Source organism: Microcoleus sp. CAWBG640, from assembly GCF_020883015.1.
Classification (GTDB): Bacteria; Cyanobacteriota; Cyanobacteriia; order Cyanobacteriales; family Microcoleaceae; genus Microcoleus; species Microcoleus anatoxicus.
Genome location: NZ_JAHRFC010000004.1, coordinates 107,568 through 134,470, shown reverse-complemented (window position 1 = coordinate 134,470; position 26,903 = coordinate 107,568). Strand labels below are relative to the sequence as shown.

General features: G+C 45.0%; 20 protein-coding genes and 1 pseudogene. 11 read left to right on the top strand and 10 right to left on the bottom strand.

Going from position 1 to position 26,903, the window contains the following annotated elements:
* Positions 1-30: 30 nt before the first annotated feature.
* Positions 31-444 carry a hypothetical protein gene (locus AAFP11_RS03695; RefSeq protein ID WP_341735805.1) on the bottom strand — a complete coding sequence of 138 codons (414 nt, stop codon included), beginning with the start codon at positions 442-444 and terminating at the stop codon, positions 31-33.
* A gap of 87 nt (positions 445-531) precedes the next feature.
* Positions 532-1,386 (bottom strand): FAD-binding domain-containing protein, encoded by an 855-nt coding sequence (locus AAFP11_RS03690; protein ID WP_341735804.1) that lies wholly within the window; start codon positions 1,384-1,386, stop codon positions 532-534.
* 74 nt (positions 1,387-1,460) lie between these two features.
* On the opposite strand from AAFP11_RS03690, the gene ribD reads away from it, so the two are divergent.
* The 4 genes from ribD (at position 1,461) to AAFP11_RS03670 (ending at position 7,021) form a co-directional block, all read left to right on the top strand.
* Complete coding sequence (ribD, locus tag AAFP11_RS03685; protein ID WP_341735803.1) at positions 1,461-2,615, top strand: bifunctional diaminohydroxyphosphoribosylaminopyrimidine deaminase/5-amino-6-(5-phosphoribosylamino)uracil reductase RibD; 1,155 nt, start codon at positions 1,461-1,463, stop codon at positions 2,613-2,615.
* Positions 2,616-2,678: 63 nt separating this feature from the next.
* Complete coding sequence (locus tag AAFP11_RS03680) at positions 2,679-3,275, top strand: hypothetical protein (RefSeq protein WP_341735802.1); 597 nt, start codon at positions 2,679-2,681, stop codon at positions 3,273-3,275.
* A 91-nt stretch (positions 3,276-3,366) separates the two neighbouring features.
* Entirely contained in the window at positions 3,367-5,508 is a 2,142-nt protein-coding gene (locus AAFP11_RS03675; RefSeq protein ID WP_341735801.1) for a RecQ family ATP-dependent DNA helicase, read from the top strand.
* A 4-nt stretch (positions 5,509-5,512) separates the two neighbouring features.
* A complete protein-coding gene (locus AAFP11_RS03670; RefSeq protein WP_340550397.1) occupies positions 5,513-7,021 on the top strand; it encodes a DNA-processing protein DprA in 1,509 nt (502 codons plus the stop codon).
* 79 nt (positions 7,022-7,100) lie between these two features.
* Here the strand turns inward: AAFP11_RS03670 and AAFP11_RS03665 are convergent, their stop codons facing one another.
* Positions 7,101-8,015, bottom strand: coding sequence for a PPC domain-containing protein (locus AAFP11_RS03665; protein ID WP_341735800.1), 915 nt, complete (start codon positions 8,013-8,015; stop codon positions 7,101-7,103).
* A gap of 97 nt (positions 8,016-8,112) precedes the next feature.
* Between AAFP11_RS03665 and AAFP11_RS03660 the strand changes: the two genes are divergently transcribed.
* The 3 genes from AAFP11_RS03660 (at position 8,113) to AAFP11_RS03650 (ending at position 13,001) form a co-directional block, all read left to right on the top strand.
* On the top strand, positions 8,113-9,795 hold the full coding sequence (locus tag AAFP11_RS03660) for an NAD(P)/FAD-dependent oxidoreductase (protein WP_341735799.1): 1,683 nt from the start codon (positions 8,113-8,115) through the stop codon (positions 9,793-9,795).
* Positions 9,796-10,220: 425 nt separating this feature from the next.
* Positions 10,221-10,703, top strand: coding sequence for an FxLYD domain-containing protein (locus tag AAFP11_RS03655; protein ID WP_341735798.1), 483 nt, complete (start codon positions 10,221-10,223; stop codon positions 10,701-10,703).
* 279 nt (positions 10,704-10,982) lie between these two features.
* Positions 10,983-13,001, top strand: coding sequence for an ABC transporter transmembrane domain-containing protein (locus AAFP11_RS03650; RefSeq protein WP_341735797.1), 2,019 nt, complete (start codon positions 10,983-10,985; stop codon positions 12,999-13,001).
* Between the two features lie 218 nt (positions 13,002-13,219).
* Here the strand turns inward: AAFP11_RS03650 and AAFP11_RS03645 are convergent, their stop codons facing one another.
* From AAFP11_RS03645 to AAFP11_RS03635, 3 genes are all read right to left on the bottom strand, one after another.
* Positions 13,220-15,727: an ATP-binding protein gene (locus tag AAFP11_RS03645; protein ID WP_341735796.1), complete on the bottom strand. Its 2,508-nt coding sequence runs from the start codon at positions 15,725-15,727 to the stop codon at positions 13,220-13,222.
* Positions 15,724-16,764 carry an ABC transporter permease gene (locus tag AAFP11_RS03640; RefSeq protein WP_341735795.1) on the bottom strand — a complete coding sequence of 347 codons (1,041 nt, stop codon included), beginning with the start codon at positions 16,762-16,764 and terminating at the stop codon, positions 15,724-15,726. Before AAFP11_RS03640 ends, AAFP11_RS03645 begins: the two co-directional genes overlap by 4 nt.
* A gap of 202 nt (positions 16,765-16,966) precedes the next feature.
* Positions 16,967-17,479 (bottom strand): adenine phosphoribosyltransferase, encoded by a 513-nt coding sequence (locus AAFP11_RS03635; RefSeq protein WP_341735794.1) that lies wholly within the window; start codon positions 17,477-17,479, stop codon positions 16,967-16,969.
* Positions 17,480-17,717: 238 nt separating this feature from the next.
* Here AAFP11_RS03635 and AAFP11_RS03630 point away from each other — a divergent pair, with 238 nt between their 5' ends.
* Positions 17,718-18,884: a pyridoxal phosphate-dependent aminotransferase gene (locus AAFP11_RS03630; protein ID WP_341735793.1), complete on the top strand. Its 1,167-nt coding sequence runs from the start codon at positions 17,718-17,720 to the stop codon at positions 18,882-18,884.
* A gap of 192 nt (positions 18,885-19,076) precedes the next feature.
* Here the strand turns inward: AAFP11_RS03630 and AAFP11_RS03625 are convergent, their stop codons facing one another.
* Both AAFP11_RS03625 and AAFP11_RS03620 read right to left on the bottom strand, forming a co-directional pair.
* On the bottom strand, positions 19,077-19,850 hold the full coding sequence (locus AAFP11_RS03625) for an RNA polymerase sigma factor SigF (RefSeq protein ID WP_341735792.1): 774 nt from the start codon (positions 19,848-19,850) through the stop codon (positions 19,077-19,079).
* 516 nt (positions 19,851-20,366) lie between these two features.
* Positions 20,367-21,209, bottom strand: a complete 843-nt coding sequence (locus tag AAFP11_RS03620; RefSeq protein WP_341735791.1) for a photosystem II manganese-stabilizing polypeptide — start codon at positions 21,207-21,209, stop codon at positions 20,367-20,369.
* Between the two features lie 377 nt (positions 21,210-21,586).
* On the opposite strand from AAFP11_RS03620, the gene AAFP11_RS03615 reads away from it, so the two are divergent.
* A complete protein-coding gene (locus tag AAFP11_RS03615; RefSeq protein WP_341735790.1) occupies positions 21,587-21,949 on the top strand; it encodes a hypothetical protein in 363 nt (120 codons plus the stop codon).
* A gap of 71 nt (positions 21,950-22,020) precedes the next feature.
* Here the strand turns inward: AAFP11_RS03615 and AAFP11_RS03610 are convergent, their stop codons facing one another.
* Positions 22,021-23,577, bottom strand: a complete 1,557-nt coding sequence (locus AAFP11_RS03610) for a calcium-binding protein (RefSeq protein WP_341735789.1) — start codon at positions 23,575-23,577, stop codon at positions 22,021-22,023.
* Positions 23,578-23,942: 365 nt separating this feature from the next.
* Positions 23,943-25,235: a ribonuclease D gene (locus tag AAFP11_RS03605; RefSeq protein ID WP_341735788.1), complete on the bottom strand. Its 1,293-nt coding sequence runs from the start codon at positions 25,233-25,235 to the stop codon at positions 23,943-23,945.
* Between the two features lie 78 nt (positions 25,236-25,313).
* On the opposite strand from AAFP11_RS03605, the gene AAFP11_RS03600 reads away from it, so the two are divergent.
* Together AAFP11_RS03600 and AAFP11_RS03595 are read left to right on the top strand one after the other, a co-directional pair.
* Positions 25,314-25,922, top strand: a complete 609-nt coding sequence (locus tag AAFP11_RS03600; protein ID WP_341735787.1) for a Uma2 family endonuclease — start codon at positions 25,314-25,316, stop codon at positions 25,920-25,922.
* Between the two features lie 141 nt (positions 25,923-26,063).
* Positions 26,064-26,807: pseudogene (locus AAFP11_RS03595) on the top strand (DUF3226 domain-containing protein).
* The last annotated feature ends 96 nt before the right edge of the window (positions 26,808-26,903 follow it).

Sequence of the window (26,903 nt, the reverse complement as noted above, 5' to 3'; positions counted from 1 at the left end):
TTACCGGATTTGATATAAGTCCTGAATTAATTAAAAAACATATTTTTCCGCTACACGCCATAAGGGGGAAAAACGCTTCAAATCAATGTAGCCATCATAGCGCACAAAGGGTTCTGGGGATAAAATTTCCACAGGGAGCGATCGCCCAATTGTGATACAAATATCCTGAAATCGAGGACTGGGACTTTCAGTAGTCACTATTTGATTAGCACTCAATTCTTGAGCAAAAGCCATAACTTCTGTCGCCACATCGCCGCGACGAATAATTACTGGCAATTCCAGCAAACATTCGTAAATAAACAAGATGCGCTTGAGACTTAACTGCCATTCATCGATTAGCGCATCATCCCAAACCCAAATCGCCGGCGCATTTGGGTAGGATTTTAAAACGGGACCTTCGGGGTTTAGACAGTCTCCATGTAGCCAAATAATCGGATTGTTCATAAATGTGTAATCGGGAATCGTGAATCGGAAATTGGTGACGATCACCAACCAATAACAAATAACAAATAACAAATAACAAATAACTAATTAGCGACGTTTTTGAGGACGATTCCAACTTTTAGAACCGCCACTGCGATCGACCTTTTCTGCCGCAGGAAATAACTTGCCTTCCAAATATTCGTAACTCCCCTCAAAATCACATTGTCCGTACAGAGGACAATCGCCACAATACACCCCCTTAGTGTAACGTTCCAAATTCTCCCGATTAAAAAAATAAGCCTTGTGACTAAAAGTGCTAGCTACCCACTGCCAAGAAAGATTATTGCTCGCCGGATCTCCATCTAGCAAATGTGCCAAAAACCAGCGAGCTCCAGCTTGCCAGCGCACTTTGCGCCAGTGCAGGAGATAAGCGGCCATCCACATCCGCTGGTGATTGTGTAAATAACCAGTTTCCCGCAACTGCTGGCTGAAACTATCGATACAAACCAAACCAGTCGTCCCCTCAACGATATCTTCGGGCATGGTTTCGCTGTAAGATGAAGCGGTATAGCCAGTTTTATAGGGTTCCCGGTCTTGCCAAATCCCCTCTCCCAATTCTGCATAAAGTCGCTGCCAATAATCTCGCCAACCCAACTCGTTGACAAGTTTCACTGCATCTTCTTGATGTCGCACCTTTGCTAGCACCATATCCCGGACTTCTGCAAGGCTCAAAACGCCGTAACGTAAATAGGGCGACAAGCGAGTTACCGCGCCGTTGAGAAAGTTGCGGGTTGAGCTGTACTTGCCGGGATCGACTTGTTGTAGTGCTGTTTCGGCGGCCTTACGCCCGCCTAGGGTGGGGGATAGGTGACTGTCCCTGGCGGCAGATTCTGGGAACTGTTGGCGCAGGTAGGTAATTAATTCTTCGCGGCTGGCAAACTCCCGCTTCATGTCCTGAGTCATTTTTCTTAATCCCCTGTTATTCTTCCTGAATGTTAAAGCTATACACTCAAGGTTAAATATCATAGCAAAATCTTATGGCAACTTTTCCGACGGACGCTAGTGCGATCGTCAGCTCAAGTACACAACTCAAAAATAGCGAAATTCAAGAGTTCGATCGAGCCATGATGCGTCGCTGCATAGAATTAGCCCGTCGCGCCCTCGGCAAAACTGCTCCCAATCCCCTCGTGGGTGCTGTAATTGTCCGCGACGGCAAAATTGTCGGCGAAGGATTTCACCCAGGTGCCGGCGAACCCCACGCCGAAGTTTTTGCACTCCGGGAAGCTGGGGAACTCGCGGCCGGAGCCACGGTTTATGTGAACCTAGAGCCTTGTAACCACTATGGACGGACTCCTCCCTGTTCCGAAGCTTTAATTCAGGCTAAGGTGGCAAAAGTAGTGGCTGGGATGGTCGATCCGAATCCTGTGGTGGCGGGTACGGGACTTGCTCGGTTGCGGGCAACAGGCATTGAAGTTGTGGCTGGGGTAGAAGAGGAAGCTTGTCAGAAACTGAATGAGGCTTTTGTACACCGGATTTTGCATCGACGTCCTTTCGGAATTTTGAAATATGCGATGACTTTAGACGGTAAAATTGCTAGCACTACCGGTCACAGCGCTTGGGTAACAGGCGAGGCGGCTCGGAGCGAAGTACATGGGGTGCGTGTCGGCTGCGATGCTGTGATTGTGGGAGGAAATACGGTGCGTTTGGATAATCCTCAATTGACTAGCCATCAACCCGATCGCCATAATCCCCTACGGGTGGTGATGAGTCGATCGCTCGATTTGCCCAAGTCGGCTCGTTTGTGGGAAACCTCTGGTGCACCTACTTTGGTGTTCACTGAACCTGGGGTTAATCTGGAGTTTCAAGCATTTTTGATGGCAAAAGGGGTGGAAGTTGTGGAATTGTCGCCACTGACACCGACTAATGTTATGGGTTATTTGTACGATCGCTCTTTTCTGTCTGTACTGTGGGAATGTGGCGGCACTCTGGCGGCAAAAGCAATTGCTGACGGTGCGGTGCAGAAAATTATGGCTTTCATTGCTCCTAAAATTGTCGGAGGTTCCCAGGCTCCAACTCCTGTGGGAGATTTGGGGTTTGCCAAAATGACTGATGCTTTAACTTTAGAGCGAGTTTCTTGGCGCACCGTGGGTACAGATTGTTTGATGGAAGGCTATTTGAAAAGTCAAGATTGAAAGTTAAAAAGCCGAAGCAAATCTCTATTTTTAGTTTGGAATTTTTAACTTTTAAGTATTTCTATGCTTGAAATTTTGATTTGGAGTTTGATGGTTGGCAGTCTGGGTTTAGAGTCGGCGCTGGCGGGGGTGTTCATCAACCGCGAGCTATTGGCTATGGGGCAACAATGCGATGAGGAGGAGGAAGTTTTGACTCGCTACGAATCTCAAGAGGAACATTTAGCTGGCCGAGATAATTCGCCATCTAACGGCAATCCTAGACCTGATACTACGGTTGTGGAGTATAAAATTGTGCGGGCTAACAGCGATTTATTTCGGAATCCTGCTATTTTTCAAAAGCTGTGTCGAGAAGAGGCGGAAGTTGGCTGGATGCTGCTAGAAAAACTGGACGACAGGCGGGTGAGGTTCAAACGTGCGATCGCCCTTCGGGATAGCCAGAGGTCAGATTTGCCAGCCTTTGACCCTTACCGCAGTCATTACGGTCCCATGTTGAATGGAACTACTTTGGCAGGGGCGATCGTGTTTCTGAGCGCCATGGTACTTCCTGCTATTTTGGGCTATGCTTTGGTGTCTACGACTCTAATCAGAAATCGGTCGAATGTGCCTTTGGCTCCTATTCAATCTATGCCTTCTCCGGGAGCGCGAGATAATACGAATTAAGACTTGGGTGATTGATGATATTATGTGAGTAGTTAGTGCTTGATTTTTTAATGATTAAAAATTAAGCACCTTTGACCAAAAGGTTACGGATATGATATTGGAATTGAAAGATAGGGCGCGATCGCTTCTCCAGAGGGCATTGAATAATACACAAGCTGACTTTCGTGAGGGACAGTGGGAAGCGATCGCCTCTTTAATTGAAGAGCGATCGAAACTCCTGGTAGTAGAGCGTACAGGTTGGGGCAAAAGCTTAGTCTATTTTCTCGCAACTGGGCTGCTACGAGATAGAGGAGCGGGCCCCACGATCTTGATTTCACCCCTGCTCGCTCTGATGCGAAACCAAATTGTCGCTGCCGAACGAATTGGCATTAAAGCAGCAACAATTAACTCCAGCAATACCGACGAATGGCAACTCGTAAAAAATCAGTTGCTAGCAGGACAAGTCGATGTTCTCTTAATTTCCCCCGAAAGACTCGCAAATGAAGACTTTACAAACACCATTCTGTTACCAATTTCTCAGAAAATTGGGCTATTTGTCGTCGATGAAGCCCACTGCATTTCCGACTGGGGACATGACTTTCGACCAGATTATCGGCGGATTGTCCGAATTTTGCAATCCCTTCCTCAAAACATACCAGTTTTAGCCACAACTGCTACAGCTAACAACCGAGTTGTTAACGATATTGTCGAGCAATTAAGTGCAAATCTCCGCGTCATCAGAGGAAAATTAATCAGAGAAAGCTTGCAACTCCAAAATATCGCTCTTGGAAGTTCAGCAGCAAGAATGGCATGGTTAGCAGAACAATTGCCCAAGCTACCGGGAAGCGGAATTATTTACATCCTAACTGTCAAAGATGCCGAACGGGTTGCCGACTGGTTAACAGAGCAAGGAATTAATGCTAAAGCTTATCACAGCAGGAAAAATAACGAAAAGAACAATAGCGATCGGGAAAATAGCGAGAATAAAGATAGCGATAGGGAAGCTTTAGAGGACAAACTTCTTAACAACGAAATCAAAGTCTTAGTTGCAACTGTAGCTTTAGGAATGGGTTTTGACAAACCCGATTTAGGATTTGTCATTCATTACCAGCGTCCCGGTTCGGTCGTTCATTATTATCAACAAGTAGGGCGAGCGGGTAGAGCCGTAGAACAAGCCTATGGTATCCTTTTAAGCGGCGATGAAGATGACGACATTACCAACTATTTTATCAGAACAGCTTTTCCTCCACAAGCCCATACGCAGGAAGTTTTAATCGCGCTTAACCAAGCAGATAACGGCTTATCTGTTCCCCAGTTAGAGCAAGAAATAAATTTGTGTAAAGGGCAAATTGAGAAAGTTTTAAAACTGCTGTCTCTCGAATCACCAGCCCCGGTAATCAAGCAAAATTCCAAGTGGTATGCTACCCCAGTTGACTATCAGCCAGACACTGATAAAATCGAACGTTTAACGCAAATTCGCCGCCAAGAACAAGACAGAATGCGAGAATATATGGGCGAAAACCAACAATGCCTCATGGCTTTTATCGCAAGAGAATTAGATGATCCCAATCCAACTAACTGTGGCAAATGTGCGGTGTGTTTGGGTCAACCTTTACTGCTAGAAACCCCTTCTATGGAAACGGTAAATCAAGCAATCCAGTACCTGCGACGGTGCGATCGCATTATCGAACCCCGGAAACAATGGCCTCCAGGAAAAGCATTGCCAACTTACGGTTTTTCTGGAAAAATTAAACCTAATTTAATAGCAGAATCCGGCAAGGCGCTGTCTTTATGGGGTGACGCAGGTTGGGGAGAATTAGTTAAACTAGGTAAGTATCAAGATAATAATTTTAGTGACGCACTGGTTGAGGGCGCTTTTGAAATGATTCAGCGCTGGCAACCTGAACCGTTTCCGACTTGGGTGACTTGCGTACCTTCTTTAAATCGTCCCGACTTAGTGCCTAATTTTGCTCAACAACTGGCAGATAGATTAAATTTGCCATTTCAGCCAGTTATTCGGAAAATTCGTCAAACACGAGCTCAAAAAGAAATGAATAACAGTTATAAGCAAGCTCATAATTTGGATGGTGCATTTGCGATCGATACTTGGGAAGGAATCAAAGGAACAGTTTTCTTAGTTGACGATATGGTAGATTCCCGGTGGACTTTTACAGTCATTGCAGCACTTTTACGTCAAGCTGGTAGCGGGTCAGTTTTTCCTATAGCATTATCCCTCAACTCTCTCGCCGATTAGATATATGAATCACGTACTACCGCCAGATACTCAAGCAATTTTACTCTTGTGCGCTAGCTTCGGGCAAAATCGGCAAACAGAACCACAGCCCCTAACGCTTAGCGAATATAATTCTTTGGCTGGTTGGCTGCGCGAAAATCAGATGCGCCCAGAGGATTTGCTAACTCCAAATTGCTTAAACCTATTACAAAATAATCCGGCAAATAACCTTGATTTTTACAGGGTTTCGGCTTTATTAGAACGGGGGGTAATGCTGAGTTTAGCTGTTGAAAAATGGACAAATCAAGGGCTGTGGATATTGGGAAGAAGTGACTCTCAATATCCCAAGCGCCTCAAGCAAATATTGCAACATTTAGCACCAGCAATTCTCTATGGAATTGGCAAGATAAAATTGCTATCTCAGGGAGGATTAGCTATTGTTGGTTCTCGCCATGTTGATGCAGAAGGACTCGATCGCACTCAGAAAATTGCACAGGCTTGCGCCCAAGAAGCAATGCAGGTAGTTTCCGGTGGTGCGCGCGGGGTAGATACTGCGGCAATGTTAAGCGCGCTGGAAGCGGGAGGAACGGCTGTTGGCGTACTGGCTGACAGTTTGGCAGCTTCTTCTGTGGCTGGAAAATATCGCGCTGGCATTAAAGAAGGTAGGCTGACTTTAGTATCTGCTTGCGATCCGAATGCTGGTTTTAATGTTGGCAATGCGATGGGGCGAAACAAATATATTTATGCCTTAGCCGATCGCGCCCTTGTAGTAAGTTGTTCGGGAGGTACGGGCGGTACTTGGGCTGGTGCAATAGAAGCCTTAGAAAAGATAAAAGATGTGCCTGTTTTTGTGCGGATAGATGATGCCGTACCAGAAGGCAATCGCCAACTGCTGAAACGGGGAGCACAACCTTTGCCATTTCCATTTATACCTGGTAGTTCATTAAGGGGAATTTTAAGGAAAATTAGGGAGGAATCTAGATCGGAATTTGGCTCGATGGCAACTGAAGCATCAGCCAATTTTTCTAAATCTGCTGATGCGAGGGAAAACCAACAACCGCAAGATTCGCTGTTAGAAATTGAAGTGGTAGTTACAGATGTGGAAGTGACACACTCATTAACATCGGAGATTGTGGTAAATCAATCGCTTTCAAACTCTGGAGCGGAGATTGTACTCGCAGAAACAGAAGTGGAAGCGTCAGCCCCAGAGGAAAAAGATGTTGCATCTAAGGGAACTTCACAAGATGCGATTCCCTACGGGATATCTTCGATTAACGCACACAGGAACACACAAGCAGTCGAATACCCTCCCATAGATATTTACGAAGCAGTTTTACCGTTCATTCTCAGTCATTTAGAGCAACCGTTAGATGATAAATCTATAGCGGAACTTCTGGATGTTCAAATAGGGCAAATGCGGCTGTGGTTAAAAAAAGCAGTAGCAGAAGGTAAGGTAATCAAAACTAATAAGCCAGTGGCTTATGTAGCCAATCAACAAGGAGCTTTATTGTCTTTGTTAAATGAAAGTGCATAACCCAATGTGACTCCAACTTCCGTGGGGTAAATCATTCAATTATCTACCGAAAATTTCCCATCTAAAATCGATAAACTCCTTAATTTTGTGACGGTGTTATGGAAGGAGCCGATGTCAATGTCAAGTTATAATTTGTATCACCTTCAAATTGAGAAACGCGCAGAAAATAAGTACCAGCAGGCAAAGCCCCATTACTCACAATCTGTTCCGCAGCCGTACCTAAATTATTAGACGAAGCAATAATACCACTCAATCCCACTGCGCCTTGACCGTTGATATCCTGAATTAATTCTAGGTCTGCATCTGCACTCAAACCATCCAGAGTTGCATTGAAAAGGCTAGGAGTATTCAATACAAAACTATAAATATCCGTTGGTTCCGCAGCACCTACAAAATCATTTAAATTTTTAGTTCCTGTGAGAATATCTAGGTTTTTAGCAACACTTAAATTATCAGCAACATCTGGTAATGTACCCAAAAGTCCTTCGGCTTGACCAAATTGAATGTAGTGCTCGATCGCACTTTTAACCACCCCATTTCTCACTGCTGCTGCTACCAGCGGATACTTGGCTAAATAAAATGCTGGATCGAAGAAAGGACTGGGTTTGCGAATTTCTGTTTGACCGATTTTCAGAAAGTGTTCAAAGGCTGTAACTTGATTGGTTTGAACTACTCTTTGAACGTCGGGGTTACTGCTTAGGTAAAAACTAACATCAAATAAAGGGTTGGGACTTCGACGCTCAAATTGACCGTAGGCAATAAAATGATCTGCACCAGAAAATTTATTTTTTTCTCCTGATACGGCTACATCCGTGTTTGTTTCTAAATAATAGCTGGCATCAAATAGCGGATTGGGGTCGCGATTTTCAAATTTGCCAATCTTTTGGTAGTGATCGAAGGGACTCGATACCGTGCCTCTGGCGACGGCTACAGCAACATCGGGGTTGTTTTCGAGGTAAAATTTGCGATCGAAAAGAGTTCTGAGGGTTAGCATTTTTATAACAATCTATGTACACTTAACCTGGAAAGTGGATAATCACATTTAATCAATAATCCAGTTCATATCAAATTTTTGTGAAGGTGTCTAGGTTATGGCTAAATCTGCACTGATGGCAATGCTGCGCCGCGCTTCGATAATTGCCCAGAAATCAATGGCAACGGGTATTCCGGCTGATGAACTGCTGGGGATGCTCACAGATCGCACTTCCAATTTTCCCATATCTCGGCGCGGATTGCTACGGGGGGGTTTGGCGACGGGGGCGGCGCTGGCTGCTGCGACTTTGACGCGGGAGGGAGAGGGGGCTTTTGCTCAACAGCAAGGTCGATCGCCCATTTTGGTTGTCGGCGCGGGAATTGCGGGTTTGACGGCGGCCTATCGCTTGCGTCAAGGGGGTGTACGTGCCGATATCATCGAGGCAACTAACCGCGTGGGGGGGCGGATACGCACTATTCCCAAGGTGGCTGGAACTTTGATTTCGGCGGATGTGGGAGGAGAATATATTGATAGTGGCCACACTACTTTGATTTCCCTGGCGACGGAATTGGGTTTGCGGGCGATCGATTTAGCTCAGGCGCAGACGGGATTGGTCAAGGATACCTTTTTCTTGCAAGGACGGCGATTTTCTATGGAACAATTAATCACCGATTTTGCGCCTATTGCTAGTAAAATTAGGGCTGATTTGCGGGGAATTGGCAATAACCTTGACTATCAAGATTTTACGGAAACAGCCGAAAGAGTAGACAATCTTTCCATCGCTGAATATTTAGATAGTGTAGATACTAGCGTTATTGTTAAGCAGTTACTCCGCATTGCTTACACTACGGAATATGGTCTAGATGTGGACGAACAGTCTGCCTTAAATTTGCTGTTTTTAATTGCTTCTGAGGCTGATAGTTTTCAGTTGTATGGTGACAGTGATGAGCGCTATCAAATTGAGGGTGGCAACAGTCAAATTGTCAATGGTTTGGCTGGTCAATTGTCTGGTTCCATCGAAGCAGGGACTGTTTTGGAAGCGATTAATATTTTGCCGGATGGCCGTTATCGGGTAAGTTTGCGATCGGGACAAAGTGCATTCGATCGCACTTATGAGCGAGTTTTGTTAACTTTGCCCTTCAGCACTCTGCGAGATGTTAATATCAATGTGCCTTTACCTCAACCGAAACGACGGGCGATCGAGCAATTGGGCTACGGTACTAATTCTAAGTTAGTTACGGGCTACCGCAGCCGTCTCTGGCGGGAACTTTATAAATCCACGGCTTCTGTGTTTACAGATTTAGGATTCCAAAATTGTTGGGAAGCTACACCTTTTGCTCCTACGCCTAATGCCTTAGTTACTAATTTTACAGGAGGCAAACAGGGTTTGGCGATCGGTGGTGGCATTCCTGAAGAGCAAGCCCAAAAATTCTTGCAACAATTTGAAAAAGTTTTCCCTGGAGTGAAAGATTTGCGATCGGGTAAAGCTGTGCGAGCTTTTTGGTCTAGAGAACGTTATTTTAAAGGTTCCTATTCTTGCTACTTAGTCGGACAATGGACGCAAATGCACGGCGTTGAAGGCGAAAAAGTTGGCAATTTATATTTTGCAGGGGAACACACCTCCCTAGAAAATCAAGGCTATATGGAAGGTGGTTGCGAAACTGGACAAAGAGCAGCTTTGGAAATTTTGCAAGATTTAGGTTTTACAAGTTCTGCTAATGCTTTGAATACTCGTTCAGCTAGTAGTTTGAAAACTCGTAGGCCTAGTCGAAAAGTTCCGGGAGCAAGGACTAAAATATGATTGGGTGCATCTGTGTTTTCCAAATATATTCGTAGGGGCTAAGCATTCCGGGAGCATCCCGATTTTGTAGGGGCGAAGCATTCCGGCCGTAAATCTTTCCTTTTAACCAATAATATCATTTCCGGTTACACCGTCAGGTGATGTTGACAGTTGACGGTTGACAGTTGACGGTTGACAGTTGACGGTTTACGGTTGACGGTTGACAGTGAACAGTGAACAGTGAACTCGAATTTACTATTCCGATGAAGAGATGATTTGATATTATATAAAATCCTCTCTTCATCGTCCTGTATTAAACTCTCTCTTCTCTTGCTTCGCGTACTTCGCGCCTTCGCGGTTAAATCATTCCGATACAACCGGAATTGATATAACTTATCTGCCGAAATGCTTCGCCCTGACTACTCCCAATTTGTGTGGGAAAATCAATGAAAAACTTACCTGGCATAATCGCATTCTCAATTCTACTGGCAATGCTGACATCAGCTAAATCTTTACTGGCGAATACCCCAACTCCTGTGGCTCAAAATCGGGAAATTGATGAACCTTTTTGCTACATGAAAACTCCCGATGGCAAAACCGTAGATTTAGGTAACTTGTGCGAGCAAAAACCAGCATCAAGAACTTCCCAAAGTTGTATTAGCGGTTCCAATATAGCCAAGTCTATTTTGATTACTAACGTAAATTATGAGGGCAATTTTTTAAGTGGTAAAATTGTCAATCAAAGCTGTAAAGTGGTCAAAAATATTAAAGTTAATTATGAAGTTTTGGATGAGTCAGACAATCTCATAGACAACGGATTTATCTCGGTTCAACCAGTTGCTGTGGAACCGGGAAAGTCCGCTATTTTTCGGGGAGAAGTGATAGCGGGGGCGAAGGTAGTCGCAACTCATGTTGATTTTAAATTTTAGATTGGAGACTGGAATAATTGAATTATTTAATAATTAACAGCAACTCCGGCTGGACAAAAATTGCGTCGCCTGGACGCTTTCTGTAAAGAAAGATTTTCTATATTTGCGCGATCGCTGGTATTATATTTTGGCTCATATATAGCAATCCTTGCAGGAGTCGTAAAGTTTTTACCCCACCCCAACCCTCCCCTTACTAAGGGGAGGGGGTAAGAGAGAAATTTCACAAATGATTTAGGATTGCTATATCTCTAGAAACATAACTTGCAGAGGTAAAATATCTTGAAAACGCGATCGACTTATTGGCAAATCCTACCCTACCTCCGTCCCCAAAAGCAAACCATCGGTAAAGCATTAGCTTGTACCTTAGTATTTACTGTCTGTTGGCCGATTATAGCGTGGCTGGTTGGCGAAACAGCAAAATTTATAGGTAAAGGAGATTTAAAAGGATTCGCCCAAATTGCAGCACTCAGTGCCATTATATTTCTGATTCGGGGAACAGTCCAGTACGGTCAAGATACGCTGATGGCAAAAGCAGCTTTGACCATTACTTTAGAAATTCGCAAAAAAGTTTACGCACACCTGCAATTACTGAATCTTGGCTATTTTGAAACTGCAAAAACGGGAGATTTATCCTATCGCCTCACTGAAGATATTGACCGCATTGGCGAAGTCATAAATAAATTTTTCCATCAGTTTATCCCTTGCATTTTACAGCTAATTGTGGTAATGGGATATATGATTTATCTCAACTGGCAATTAACTTTAGGTGCATTAATCATTGCACCGCTGATGGCACTATTAATTAGCTGGTTTGGAGAGAAACTGCTCAGTTATTCACGAGAAAGTCAAAATCGGATCTCTGACTTATCAGCTTTGCTAACAGAAGTATTCAGCGGTATTCGTTTAATCAAAGCTTTTGTAGCCGAAGAATATGAAATTTCTCGCTTTACAGAAGCAGCGGAACAAAATCGTCGTGCTAAATATTTATCAGAACGAGTAAAAGCACTTCAGTTCGTAGTAGTGGGCTTTCTCGAAGCAATTAGCGTGATTTTGTTGTTTTTCCTGGGAGGTTGGCAAATTGCTCAAGGAAATCTCACAGGTATTCAATTTATTAGTTACATCGCGGGAGTAGCGCTGTTAATCGATCCGATCGCCATTACTACTGCTAATTACGGTGATTTCAAGCAGGGAGAGGCTTCTAGCGATCGCATTTTTGAACTATTAGCAATTGTACCCACCACAGTCGAAAAGCCAGGGGCGATCGAACTTCCCCATGTTACGGGAAAAGTCGAATACCGCAACATTAATTTTGCCTACCCCCTTCAACCCGCCCTCGATCAGGGGGTAAAACAACCTCAACCCGCCCTCAATCAGGGATTAAAACAGCCTCAATCCCCCCTTGAAAAGGGGATAAAACAGCCTCAATCCGCCCTCGATCAGGGGGTAAAACAGCCTCAATCCGCCCTCGATCAGGGGGTAAAACAGCCTCAATCCGCCCTCGATCAGGGGGTAAAACAGCCTCAATCCGCCCTCGATCAGGGGGTAAAACAGCCTCAACCCCCCCTTAATAAGGGGGTAAAACAGCCTCAACCCCCCCTTAATAAGGGGGGGCAAGGGGGGGTTCCCATTTTACAAAATATGAGTTTACTGGCACTTCCGGGAGAAATGATTGCGCTTGTGGGCGCATCCGGTGCGGGAAAAACTACTTTAGTAAACTTGTTACCCAGATTTTACGATCCGCAAGCTGGACAAATTTTAATTGATGGGATTAATATTCAAGATGTGACATTAAATACGCTGCGGCGGCAAATCGGGATTGTACCCCAGGAAACTATTTTGTTTTCGGGGACAATTGCTCAAAATATTGCCTTTGGGCGCTCTTATTACGAACTCAAAGATGTGGAAAAAGCGGCGCAAATTGCCAACGCCCATCAATTTATTAGTGATTTTCCCGACGGCTATCAAACTTGGGTTGGGGAAAGGGGTGTAAATTTATCTGGAGGTCAAAAACAAAGAATTGCGATCGCCCGTGCAGTGTTGCTAAATCCGCGAATTCTCATCCTGGATGAAGCGACATCAGCCTTAGATTCCGAATCAGAAGCTTTGGTGCAGGAAGCATTAGAAAGATTGATGCAAGACAGGACTGTATTTATTATCGCCCACCGTTTGGCAACTGTGCGGAAAGCCGACAGAATCTTAGTTTTGGAAAAAGGGAGAGTTATGGAGTCAGGAACCCATGAGGAATTGCTAGAAAAAGGCGAGCGTTATGCTGGTTATTATGCTCAGCAATTCAGTTAGTTAAAGTAAATAGGACCGATCGACTCCGCCCAAGAAACCGTGGTTTTATCTAAACAGAGTGTCATCAGTTATTACTGATTAGTAATTAGTAATTCTCACTCTGCTCTTCCTCTGTGTCCTCTGCGCTCTCTGCGGTAAAAAAATCCGATCCAACCCTAAAGGAGATGACTCAGTTATAACCCACTGTTCATTCTTTACAGCAAGGCTTAAAAAACAAATTAGGATGCTTGCTGGTGTCCCATTTTTAAGTTAGGAACTTGTTGGCGTAGGGGAATCTGAATCACGAACTCAGTTCCTTTCCCGATCGCAGAAAAACACTTGAGCTTACCACAATGTTTTTCCGTGATGATTTGATAACTGATAGACATCCCCATACCAGTCCCTTTTCCTACAGGCTTGGTAGTAAAAAACGGATCGAAAATGCGTTGTTGAATCTGTTCCGACATACCAACACCGTTGTCAGCGATCGCTATTTCTAGCCAGTCAGCCTCGATCTGTGATGTGCGAATCCTAATCTTCCCCGGATTAGCTTGCAGTTGCTCATAGGTTTTCCCACTACCGCTTTCTTCGAGGGCATCGATCGCATTTGCCAGAATATTCATCAGCACCTGGTTGAGTTGTCCAGGGTAGCACTCAGCGTGAGGTAGGAGGAGATTGTAGTCTTTAATTACCTTAATCTCTGGGAAATCGCCTTTGGCTTTGAGCCGATGTCCCAAAATCACGAGGGTGCTGTCAATCCCTTCGTGAATATCAACGGTTTTAAAGTCAGCTTCCTCGATGCGGGAGAAGTTGCGTAATGAGAGTACGATCTGACGAATGCGATCGGTGCCAATCTTCATCGAATCCAGTATTTTCGGTAAGTCTGTCTGCAAAAATTCTAAATCGATGTCATCCACCATAGCTTGAATATCAGGGGATGTATGAGGGTTCTGCTGCTGATAAAGTTCAATCAGAGCCATCAGATTCTGAGTGTACTCCCCCAAATGCGTCAGATTGCCGTGGATGAAATTAACGGGGTTATTGATTTCATGAGCGACCCCGGCCACTAATTGCCCTAAACTTGACATTTTTTCTGCCTGCACGAGTTGCGTTTGGGCCTGTTGTAAATCCAGCAGCGTGCGTTCGACTTGCTCTCGGGCTTCAGTAATGGCAGCAATTTGTGGCAGACTGGTCCAACAGGCGATCGCCACTCCCACAAAAGCCACCGTCACTAACAAAATGCTAAACAACGGCACATATTGCCCCACACCCACCCGATCTAAACCCGCTCTCACCCACCAGCCAATACTCACCGCACTGCACAATAAGCCAATTAAGATTGTTACCTGAAATGCCAACCAATCTGTTTTGCTGGTATGGGGTTGCTGTTGATACCGTTGCATCCACCCATCGGGATGGAACAGGGGGACGTTCAGGCGCGGTAATTGAGTGCCTGCCACGCCAATCAGCCAAGGTAGCAGTAAGCCAATGGCTAAGTCCTGCCAACTCCATGCCCACCCACCCACGACCAAAACAGCCGCTTCCAGACTAAAGAAACCCAGCGACCACCAGGGCCATCTGGTTTCTGGTCGTCGCCGACTGACCCACTCACCTAAGTGAATTGCCATCATCGAACTCAGGTAGCCGGTGCCCGCCACCATCACCACCCGTGCGACATCGCCCCACCCCAGGCAAATGAGACTCAGCCCGAGGGTAAAAAATAAACTGGGTTCGAGCACTCCTCGGCGAGACAGCACAGCAAATACGGGCGGTAAGTAGCCATCTTTGGCTAACTGATACAAAATCCGGGGACTGTTAGAAACAGCCGTAGCAGAGCTGAGGAGACATCCTGACGTAATCAGAAAGGTGACCAGGGCGGGGGCGAATGCGCCCCAGAAGGGGTGTGTTGCTGCCACTAGATTGAGATAGGCGCTATCCCCTAAGCCGGGATCTGTGGCTAACCGCATTAAAACCCACGATCCAGCGAGATAGACGATCGGAAGCAATCCCGTCGTCACTTGCAAGCACCGTAGGGTAACGCTTGGTTGGCGACTATCTGCCACAAATGAAGATGCCGTCTCGCCACCATAAACCGCATAGACGGCGATAAAGAACCATTTCATCCAATCGATCGGAGAAATGCCTGCGCTCAGATCGGGGGGCAGCATCCCAGGGCTAGTGGGAGCAAAACTTAACCAAGCCATGCCTTGGAGACAAAAGGTGAGGAGAAATCCGATCGCTGGAAACACAAAGAAAGAGTGTAAAATGCCCAATGTGCGAGTTCCACTAAAGGCGACGATGAAGGGCAGGACTGTAAACCCGATTCTGAGTAGAGTCTCTGGACAGGTAATACCCAGTGGAGTCAGATTCGCCTCGATTAAATCGGTCAGAACGATCGCATTCATGGCTGGCACAGACGCCCAGCCGAACATATAACCAATCGCCCCATAGCGAGCCAAATTTGGCGATCGGTGAAGCAAGCGGGTCGTATAGTTTGGGGTACCCCCAGCGACCTCTGGGAAATAGGTTCCTAACCGCTTAACTTGCAGGTTGAGCATCATGCTAATGATTGTTCCAGGCAACCAAACCCAGATCGCCTGGGGACCTAGGGCAGCATTCATCCCAGGCGCAGTCCCTAACCATAAAAGCAACCCACTAAAGCCAAACCCCCAGGTTTCTGGTGAAGAAAGACTCTGAGGTAAGGCTGGTATGGAAACCGGAGCGCGATTCGTGGTTAATTCTCTCATTTTAAATCTTCCAGTTTAATCCTCGGATCGATCGCCTTCAGCAACAAATCAGCCAACAAATTACCAACAATCAACATCGCAGAACCCATCATCAAAGTTGCCATGACTAAATACAAATCTTGATTAGTCACAGCATCCAAAGCCAGCTTTCCCAAACCAGGCCAATTAAAAAAAAGTTCCGCAATAAACGCACCACTCAACAAACTAGCAAACTCAAAACCTAACAGCGTAATCAATGGATTAACCGCATTCCGTAGAGCATGAATATAAATTACGCGATTTTCCGGCAAACCTTTCGCCCGTGCTGTCCTGATGTAATCTTGACGCAGCACGTCCAACAATTGTCCCCGCATCAATCTTTGCAAACCTGCAAAACCGGTCAGGCTCAAGGCGACTGTGGGCAAAATTAAGTGCCAGCCGTAATCCATGATTTGACCCCAAAAAGGTAAGTCTGCGTGGTCAATACTGGTCATTCCTCCTACAGGAAACAGAGGCGATGTATTCTGGGCGAAAAATAGCAGCAGCAAAGCCATGATAAAACTGGGAAATCCTTGTCCTGTGTAGCTGACTACTTGTAAAATGCGATCGACTGTCCGATTTTGATTGACAGCGGCGATGATTCCCAAGGGAATAGCGATCGCCCAAGTTACAATCAAAGAGGCGATCGCCATCAACAGCGTCGCCGGTACCCTTTCCCACAGCAGCGAAGCCACCGATCGCTGATACACAAAACTCGTACCAAAATTACCCCGCGTTACAATTTGTTGCAACCACAACCAATACTGCACAAAAGCCGGTTTATCTAAGCCAAATTGTTGTTCTAGTTGCTTAAGAGTCTCCGGTGAAATCTTCGGATTTTGGCTTAAAGTATCCAAGTAATTTCCCGGTGCAAGCTCAATAATTGCAAAACACAGAATAGATGCTAAAAATAGCGTTAACAGAGCCTGCAACAGTCTCTTGAAAACATAGATAAATGTATCACCAGCAAACAGAGAACTCAACACTCGTAAATTTTCGTGCAACTTAATAGAAGTCATAGCATTTTAGAATTTAGAATTTAGATGTGTGAATGAGCTCAAATCCGTTAGTATCGGAATAATGCATCTCTCTCTGCTCTGACTCTCTTCCTCTGTGTCCTCTGCGGCCTCTGCGGTTAAAAAGTCTTTATTCAAAAGTTAACAGTTAACAGTCAACCGTCAACAGTCAACAGTCAACAGTCAACCGTCAACAGTCAACTTACTAATACTCAACTAGCGTCACAATTGGTACATCGGGCAATTTCTGTCTGCCGCCCAAAGCCTGCAATTCAATTACAAAAGCAAAACCTACCAGTTGGCAGCCAGCTTGTTCTAACAGCTTAGCCGTTGCAGCCGCTGTCCCCCCAGTGGCGATTAAATCATCCACCACTAGCACCCTACTACCCGGTGTCATCGCATCTTGGTGCATTTCCAGGCGATCGACACCATACTCCAACTCATACTCAGCGAAATAAACTTCTCCAGGCAATTTCCCTGGCTTGCGGACGGGAACAAAGCCCACTCCCATTTTATAAGCCAAAGGAGTCCCAAATATAAAGCCCCGCGATTCCATACCAACTATATAATCAGGAGACATTGCAGAGCATTTTTCGGCTAAACTGTCAATGGTATAGCTCAGTCCTTGGGGGTTTCGCAACAAAGTTGTAATATCTCGAAACATGATTCCCGGCTTTGGGAAATCAGGAATATCGCGAATCAGAGATTTGAGATCCATAAGCTTGTAAAGTGGGGGGTTAAGAGTAACAAGGCATCAAAAATGGTACACCAATAATGTCAAAAATTAGAAACTAAAAATAAAAAATAAAACTAATATTTTTTTAGCGTTTAATTTTTGAATTGGTTAAAACAGTACCTACCACCCAAGGAAATGTCATAATTTCCTAACAACAGGGTTGAATATTCAGATTTTTCGCCCTAAGATCTAAAGTCAAAAATCTCATATCTAAAATCCAATGATTAAGTTGGCAGCACGAGTGGGCGAAGTTCCTCCTTCCATCACCTTAGCGATCGCAGCTAAGGCAAAAGCCATGAAGGCCGAGGGGATTGATGTCTGTAGTTTGAGTACAGGAGAACCAGATTTTGATACCCCAGAACACATTAAAGCAGCGGCAAAGCAAGCTTTAGACAGTGGTAAAACTAAGTATGGTCCAGCGGCGGGGGAACCGGAGTTAAAAGCTGCGATCGCCCGTAAACTCCGCTCCGACAACAATCTCCACTATCAACCTGAGAATATCATTGTCAGCAACGGTGGTAAGCATTCTCTCTATAATCTAATGATGGCTCTGATTGAGCCGGGAGACGAAGTAATTATCCCTGCTCCCTACTGGCTGAGTTATCCAGAAATGGTCAAACTAGCCAGCGGTAAGCCAGTAATTGTCCAGACTGATGCTTCTACCGGATATAAAATCACCCCGGAACAACTGCGTCAAGCCATTACCCCCCGCACCAAGTTATTTGTCCTCAATTCGCCATCTAACCCTACGGGAATGGTGTATAGTCCAGCGGAAATCAAAGCACTAGCTGAGGTGATAGTTGAGCGAGATATTTTAGTCGTTTCTGACGAAATTTACGAAAAAATTATATACGACGGCGCTCAACACGTCAGCATCGGTTCCCTGGGCAAAGAAATATTCGATCGCACAATTATCAGCAGCGGTTTTGCCAAAGCTTACGCGATGACTGGCTGGCGCATCGGTTATTTAGCAGGACCGATCGAATTAATCAAAGCTACCAGTACCGTTCAAGGACATAGTACCTCCAACGTGTGTACCTTTGCACAGTACGGTGCGATCGCAGCTTTGGAAAGCAGCCAAGAATCCGTGGAAAAAATGCGTCTGGCTTTTGCCGAGCGCCGTGAAGTAATATTTGAATTACTCGATGCTATCCCCGGAATTAGCTGCACCAAACCCGACGGTGCTTTCTATATGTTTGTCAATATCAGCAAAACTGGCATGACTTCTCTAGAATTTTCCGAAGCTTTATTAGAACAGCAAAAAGTAGCAGTTATTCCCGGCATTGCTTTTGGTGCAGATGACCACATTCGCTTGTCTTACGCCACCGATTTAGGCACAATCAAAAAAGCTGTGGAAAGGCTTGATAAATTTATCCGCCACGTCTAAAAATTCGTTAGTAGTCAGTGGTTATTTGTTGTTTGTTGTTTGTTGTTTGTTGTTTGTTATTTGTTGTTTGTTATTTGTTATTTGTTGTTTGTTATTTGTTCCCAATGACCAATGACCAATGACCAATGACCAATGAACAATGAACAATGACCAATGACCACTGACCAATGACCACTGACCAATAACCAATAACTACAGTTGTTTAGTCATAATCTCTTTGAGCAAATCCAGCCCCTTCTTAACACGCCGAGAAACAGTCACCGCACTAATACCCAAGCGTTCAGCCGTTTCCTTCTGTGTCAAATCATAAAGAAAAACAAACTCCAATATCTCACGAGTTCGTTGTTCCAACATAGACAAAGCTTGCTGTACGCGAATTTGGTCTTCTTGAGCCAACTGAAAGCTGCGATACTTGCTATCAGGAACTAATGCTCCCAGACAAGTAGTCCCCTCATTTTCATCTTGCACCGGCGCATCCAAGCTCAGAGGTTCGCGGTTGAGGTGGGCTAGCTTAATTTCTCGCCATTCTTCCACAGAAACTTCCAACACCGCGGCGATTTCCGCATCTGTAGGATTTCGGTTGAACTGCACTTGCAAATCCTTAATCACTGATACAGATTTGCGTTCCAGCGATAACCAGTGTCTCGGAACTCGCACCGAAGGGCTTTTATCCCGTAGATAGTGCTGAATTTCCCCCCGGATGTAGGGAATTGCAAAGGAACTAAAGGCGTGTCCCTTGGATAAATCAAACCGCTCAATGGCTCTGATCAAACCAATACACCCAACTTGCTGCAAGTCATCGTAGCTTTCCCCGCACTGGTTGAGCCAGTGGTGAACTTCTTTTCTCACCAATCCAATATTGAGTTTAACTAACTGATTGCGGACTTCGTTGGATGCAGAACTTTGGTACTCGCGCAACAATTGCAAGTTTTCGGTTTTTAGTTCGTTTGGGACTGTGGTAGACATAGTGGCATAGGGGCTGGTAGAGCAGAGCAGTGATTTGACCTTAGATTTGATACTCCCAGGCCTTTAGGCGTGGGGATTCTTACTTCGCAGGGATTCCAATAAATTTACCTTCCGCAAGCATCGTAGATTTCTAATCTAGTCTAAAAAATTCCTATTTAATTGGTGTAATCCTAGCACTTGATAGCTGTGACAGCCGACACATCTGTTTAGCTTGGGGAAGGTGCAGTGATTTGGTGGAGTCCTGCGCGGGTATGATTTTACCCGTAGGGTCTTACAAATATAATTTTTCGGATTTTTTACACTGGATATTGTAAGTCAAAATTTGTTTTAATGCAATACTTTAATTAATTAAAAAATAAAAGTTTACAACCCACAAACAATAATAATTAAATCATAAATTTATTGATTAGTCAACAGTCCTCAGTTACATTCCTTCCTACTGTTGGCTAATCAATAAAGAGTAGTATCTTTAGAGTAAGAAACTACTAAGCGTGCGATCGACCGTCCAGTCAAATTCTAGGATACAGAAGGCTCAATGCGAGCATAAAAGATGCCACGGATTTTTACATCCAAAGCAGGTCTAGCTCCCAAATCTGTATCAGAAGGCTGTATGCTTTCAAAAATACCGCCAACTTCTCCGGTGGTGTTGTCTACTTTAGCAACTTGGAGAGAAATTTTACCCGCCTTGGTGCTGGTATCAGCTAACTTAACATTAGCCCGCACACGCTTGGAATTGTCAGAAGCAGGAAGGGCTACAGCATTGTCATAGCCAGTGGCAACGCCACGACCTTTAGGGTCTAAAAAGCCAGCGCTGCGGTAAGAAGGAACGTTGAAAGTCCCTTGCAAATCTGTGGAAGTATTGATAGCAACTACTCCTGGGTCGGAACTAGCAACTAACTCTTTAATGGTGAACAAGAAAGGTACTTGTTCTCCACCTGGTAGCTGAATCGTAATTGCTTGAAAGTCCAAGCCGTCTTCTTCTGTAAAAGTCAGAGTGCCGTCAGTACCAACCTTGAGAGTACCTTGAACTTGGTCAATGCTAGACGTGAACCGTGTCAGCAATTTACCAGGTACAAATTCTGCCTCTTGGCGTTTATTTGCTGGTTCTTCCTTAACAAAATAAGTGGTGGGCTGCAAACACAAACCAGTGAGCTTATAGGTAGCACCCGCTTCAATGGCGATCGAGCCGCGAGAAGTTTCTGCCAAGCTAGGGCAGTTATTTGCCAATCCAGTACCTCTAATCTGGTCGTAGGTGAGTAACTCCGTAGTCGCTACCGTTGTATCAGGAGCAGAAGAACAAGCCACCAGTGCACTCATGCAAAATGCTAAAAGTGCCACAATTAAAGAACGATATTTCATTCCAAACCTCAATATCCAACATCGGATTATATTAAGAAAAAACCCTACTTCGAGCAAAATATAATTGCTCGCGAGCAGGCTATGCCAGTCCAACCATCCGAAAGCTCTCACCGGCTTTGACTCAAAAAGTCGAGCGAGTACGGCGAAATTAAGCCATAACTTAGGATTTCTCAAAATCTGCGGATCGTAGCACAATACACATGGTACGACGGGTTGTGCTCTTTTCTTGACTTAGACTACAAATTAATATTGCCTAGGTCAACCTACTTAAGTTACGTTGCTTATGACCCCGAATGGCGATCGCGACTAGCTCGATTTAGTCTGCTGATACTCAGGTTGGGCACAAACGCTTTGTAGATTTCAAAGGAAGCAGCGGTATGGACAACGGCAAAGATTTAGAGTCAGGAAAGTTGCAGTCTCAACTGCAATCCCTGACAGAGGCGATTCGGACTTTAGCCGAAAGTTGTCAGGAAGACAGTGTGCTGCTTTTGGCTTTGCTGCGGACACTGGAAAGTTCGCACCGAGAAATTCGGGACGGTTTGTTTCAAGCGTCTTTTCCCGAAAACCGCCAAGCACTGTATAAACTGCTCAGGAATATAGAGGCCAATGGTGGCTGGCCTTACATCCACCGGATGAAACTGCGCGAGCTCTTAGGCTACACGGAAGAACTATCTCTGCTAGAAGATTCTCCAGCCGAGTCTGATGGTGAATCGGCTGAGAATTCGCAAGCTCTTAAATAGTTTTGAGGGTATGAGTTATGAGTTTTAAATTAACTCATAACTCATAACTAGCTCCCGCGATCGCATCTCACCTAAAATCCGAAAGGTGTAGGAGGTACGGGTATCGGACTCGGCAGCATCGAGGGAAATATCGGTGTCTGGCCGGGTATTGGCAAAAGTCCGGGGGTAGGTGTTGGGGCGATCGAACTAATCGTCAGCAAAGGAGAATCGGGCAGGTTAATTGTCGGGGGAGAAGGAATCCTCGAAGCCGTCGGAGTGGGAGTTGTTGTCGTCGGAGTGGGAGTTGTCGTCGTCGGAGTCGGAGTTGTCGTCGTCGGAGTCGGAGTTGTCGCCGTTGTCGGAGTCGGAGTTGTCGCCGTTGTCGGAGTCGGAGTTGTCGTTGTTGTCGGAGTCGGAGTTGTCGCCGTTGTCGGAGTCGGAGTTGTCGGATCTGTAACTGTAGTTGTAACTGTAGTTGTAACTGTAGTTGTAGTTGGTCTGACAGGAACCGTCCCAGTCACAGATACAAAATCAGTAGCCTCAATTAAGCCCGCCGGAGTGTCTGTCAAAATTGCCAACAGCTTCCCGTCCTTCTTCGTCGTAATTACTGTATCCCTCCGGTTTGAACCGTTGCCTTGGGTAATTGCCAAGTCAGTAAAAGATAAATTAGTCGGCAGTCCAAAGAAATCTTCGGCCTCGTTGTAATCAGTAATTAAAGCCAGACTGCCAGGCCCTGCTCCCAGCACAAATATATCACTGCCACTTCCACCAGTCAGGGTATCTGAACCCTCACCTCCGCTCAAACAGTCATTACCCTCTGCCCCAAATAAATTGTCATTGCCAAAACCGCCCAAAAGTGTATCGTCACCCAGGCCACCAGCCAAGGAATCATCCCCAAAACCACCGTCAAGAATATCGCGACCTTTGCCACCAAACAGGAAATCATTATCTTCACCTCCCTGTAGCAAATCTTCGCCTTCATCGCCCCGCATGGTATCGGAACCAGTGCCGCCAACGACTGTATCGTTAGCCTTGCCGCCAAATATCTGGTCATTGCCACCGTCTCCGTAGAGCGAATCGGTACCGGCACCACCGTATAAAGTGTCGTTGCCATCTTCACCTCTGAAGTAGTCCTTGCCATCACCGCCAAATAATTGATCGCTACCACTACCGCCGTTGAGAGAATCATCGCCGGCATCTCCGTAGAGAAAGTCGTCATCACCATTCCCAAATACCGAATCGTCGCCATCACCGCCGGTGAGAGTGTCGTTGCCAGTACCGCCAGCAATCACATCCAAGCCTGCGTTGCCACGAACTAAGTCGTCGCCAGCGTCTCCGAACACGGTGTCGCTACCGTCGTTGCCATCGAGGATGTCGTTGCCCAAACCGCCGCGAATGGAGTCATCGCCGTTGCCACCGCTGACGGTATCACGGCCTTGGCTGCCAATGAGTTCATCGTTTCCTTCACCACCAAAGAGCGAATCGGCTCCATCGCCTCCAATGATTTGGTCGTTGCCACTATCGCCCTCTAGGGTGTCATCTCCTGCGGCACCCAAGAGCGTGTCATCGCCATCTAAGCCACGAATGCGATCGCCTTGGGGAGTTCCGAGCAGAAAATCATTGCTGTCTGTGCCGATTAGGTTTGCCATAGGGGATACACTGCTCCTCAATCAAATAATTTGTTGTGAACAAACCTGACGGTCAACTGAGTACAGTTAGACCGCAGGCTTCTTTTTCCTTTTTTGCAAAGGCTTTTTTGAGTGACGGAGTTCCCCCGCCACTTTCTTAAATTAGGTCGATCGCCTTTAACACCAAGCATTATCGCTTGCCTACGTTAGCATAGATAATTTTTGCCATTGTCGGGAAGTGCGATCGGCAAATACCCAAATCCTCAACTTCCCAGAAGTTGTCTGGGCCCTAAAAGAACATTAGACCTCTAGCAAAAACACTGTTTGTTAAGGGCTAGTTGGATGCCTCACCCCTACCCCCCACAATAATTATGGGATATGTCTATTCAAAACGGAATTTCCTCATCTTCATCTTCCACCGTCTTAGCCCTCATGCGCCAACTGGTAATATACTCAATTTGCACATCAATTTGATTAATAGCTTCCCCTAACCGTTTTTGGATATATTGAGTCAGCGTCACCCTAAAGTCCAACTCAATTCCCACAGATTGTACCAGTCTTGCCAAACTCGCAAAATCTACTTTCATCAAACAAGAACTCGACAGCTTAAAATGAGGAGTGTTTCCCTTGTTTTGCGCCATCATTGCTTTTTTAACACGCTCTTTTAAATGGTCAACTTCGGAATCCAAGAATTTCCATTCAGGTAAAATTTCCTTGTACCTTTCCCCCAACACTATTAAATCATCACTCACAGGTCGTGGCGCAATTTGATTAGTTGATTTTCTTCGCTGCTGTGCGTTAAAAAGCAACCGCCAACTCTGCACCTCTTCTACTTCCAAAGATGGATGCTCAATCAGTTGCCCTAACTGTCTTTGAATTTCCTTCGTCAGTGTCACCGGAAAATGCAACTCAATCCTCTCAGCTTGTGTCAGATTGGTCAGCGTCATAAAATCTACTTTCATCGCGATCGAACTGGATAGCTCAAAATAAGCACTGTCTTTCAGTTTTTGGGACACCATCCCAGTTTTAATTCGTTCTTTCACCTCAGCAAATTCTGAATCTAGCGGTTTCCACCGAGCTTCTATATTCTGATATTTCTCCCCCAATGCAGTCAAGTTTTCACTGGCTGGATCTGGATAAGATTTGTGAAATATTTCTAGCAGGTGGCAATGGACTCTCGCTAAATACACCACATCCATCTTGGCATATTCTACCTGCTTTTCTGTCAGGGGACGCTTTGCCCAATCACCGCCCTGTTCTGTTTTGTCTACATAATTAATATTACAAATCTTTTCTACTAAAGTCTTCAATTTGCGATCGGGCAATGGTAGAATATAATAAGGAATTTTTCTCGCCATATTTAAGGTGCAAGTGATATTTTGGGCATCATCATTTCCCAAAAATCTGATGTCATAGTTAGCATTGTGCATCACTTTTTCAATATTGGGATTGACCATGATTTTGTCTATGAATTCTTTGACTAATTCTGGTCTATCCAAGAGGTCGAGTAGAAAAGTAGCATCGCCAGTCAAGTCTCTGGAGTCAGCTAATACCTGAATCAGAGACAATTTGGGGTTAGATATATAATCTGCTATTTCTGTATCAATCCACAGGATTGTAGATTGGGCAAATTTAGCGATGAGCGCTTTGATGTCGTTAGCTACTGTTAAATAAGGCATTTTTAGAGATTTTAGCTATTAATTTGATGATATGATTATAATATCAAAAAGAGGTCTAATTATTTAGGAGGTGCGATCGTGGTGATTGCTTCAACCAAACCGCCCATTCTTCCAGAACCGACCAAGACTCGCTTCACTCTAGATGAATACCGGGCGATGGAGGAAACTGCTGAAGAACGTCACGAATACTGCAACGGGGAGATTATCACTATGTCAGGAGGTTCAGAAGTCCACAGCGCGATCGCTTGTAACTTGTTAATTTATTTGGGATTTTTGCTCAGAGACACAGATTTTCGCTTGTATAACAGTGATTTGCGGGTTTGGATTCCCGAATATCAGCGCGGAACTTACACTGATTTGATGGTAGTGAATGGCGAACCAGAATTCAATGCTGATCGCACGGATGAAATTCTCAACCCTTTACTGATTGTCGAAGTTCTTTCGCCCTCTACCGAAGCCTACGATCGAACTGAAAAGTTCAGAAAGTATCGCTCTATTCCCAGTTTTTGTGAATATCTGCTGGTTAGTCAGACTGAACCATATATTGAGCAGTATTACAATTGCGATCGCCCGTCGGGCGATCGCTGGCAATGGCAAGTCTATGATGGGCTCGATCGCGCGATCGTCCTGCACAGCTTAAATATAGAACTTCCGATGTCCGAAGTCTACCGCCGCATTAACTTTTAAGGGCGACTGGTTGAAATTTGAAATGAATGATGTTTAACTAGAAATAGAAGTTTAGGAGAAAGCTATGGTTACTCTAAACCAGCAATGCTTCCGCTATAGTCCTGCTTGACCTTCTCAAGTCAAGGCAAGAGACTTGGTTTAGTGAAGCTCAGCCACATTCCCAAAATTTTATCAGTAATTCTGTGCGACATCTTTTCCACGGTCATAAATTACCTCCTATTGGAGAACAGTGTTTGCAAGCAAGATACAGATCGAGTTTTACTTGTTGAAGGAGATAATGATTGCCATGTTGTTATGGCTTTATGCAAAGCTCATAATGTTCCTGAGACTTTTGGTATATATCAATGTGGTTCAGATATCGGGGTTTTGAAACGATTAAATGCGCTGATTATAGGTCCTAATCCTCCTCAAGTAATAGGAGTTATGCTTGATGCTGACAACCCTTCTGTTGAAGGCAGATGGCAAAGTATAAGAGGCAAGTTGCAACATTACAGCTATAGGTTTCCGAGCAAACCTGATGCTGATGGCACGGTAGTCGAGACTTCTTTAGATGAACCTAAACTGGGATTTTGACAGATGCCTAATAATCAAACTTCTGGTATGTTAGAAGACTTCTGCGCGGAACTTGCAGAACCAGAATCTTTGGCTTTTGCGAGAGGATGTGTTGCACAGGCAGAAGATAATCAAGTAACAACATTCAAAGAAGTGCATCGCAGTAAAGCAGTGATTCATACATATCTTGCTTGGCATGATGAACCAGGTTATCCTTTGGGAAAGGCAATTACAAGTCAAGCTCTGCGTCCTCACACAGATGTCGCAGTAAAGTTCACTAATTGGTTAATACGTTTATTTGTGGAAAAATCGCCCGATCAAGTCCATATTTGAAAATTGTGGCTAATTAGGTACTAATATAGATATAGCAATCCTTGCAGGAGTCGTAAAGTTTTTTACCCCACCCCAACCCTCCCCTTATTAAGGGGA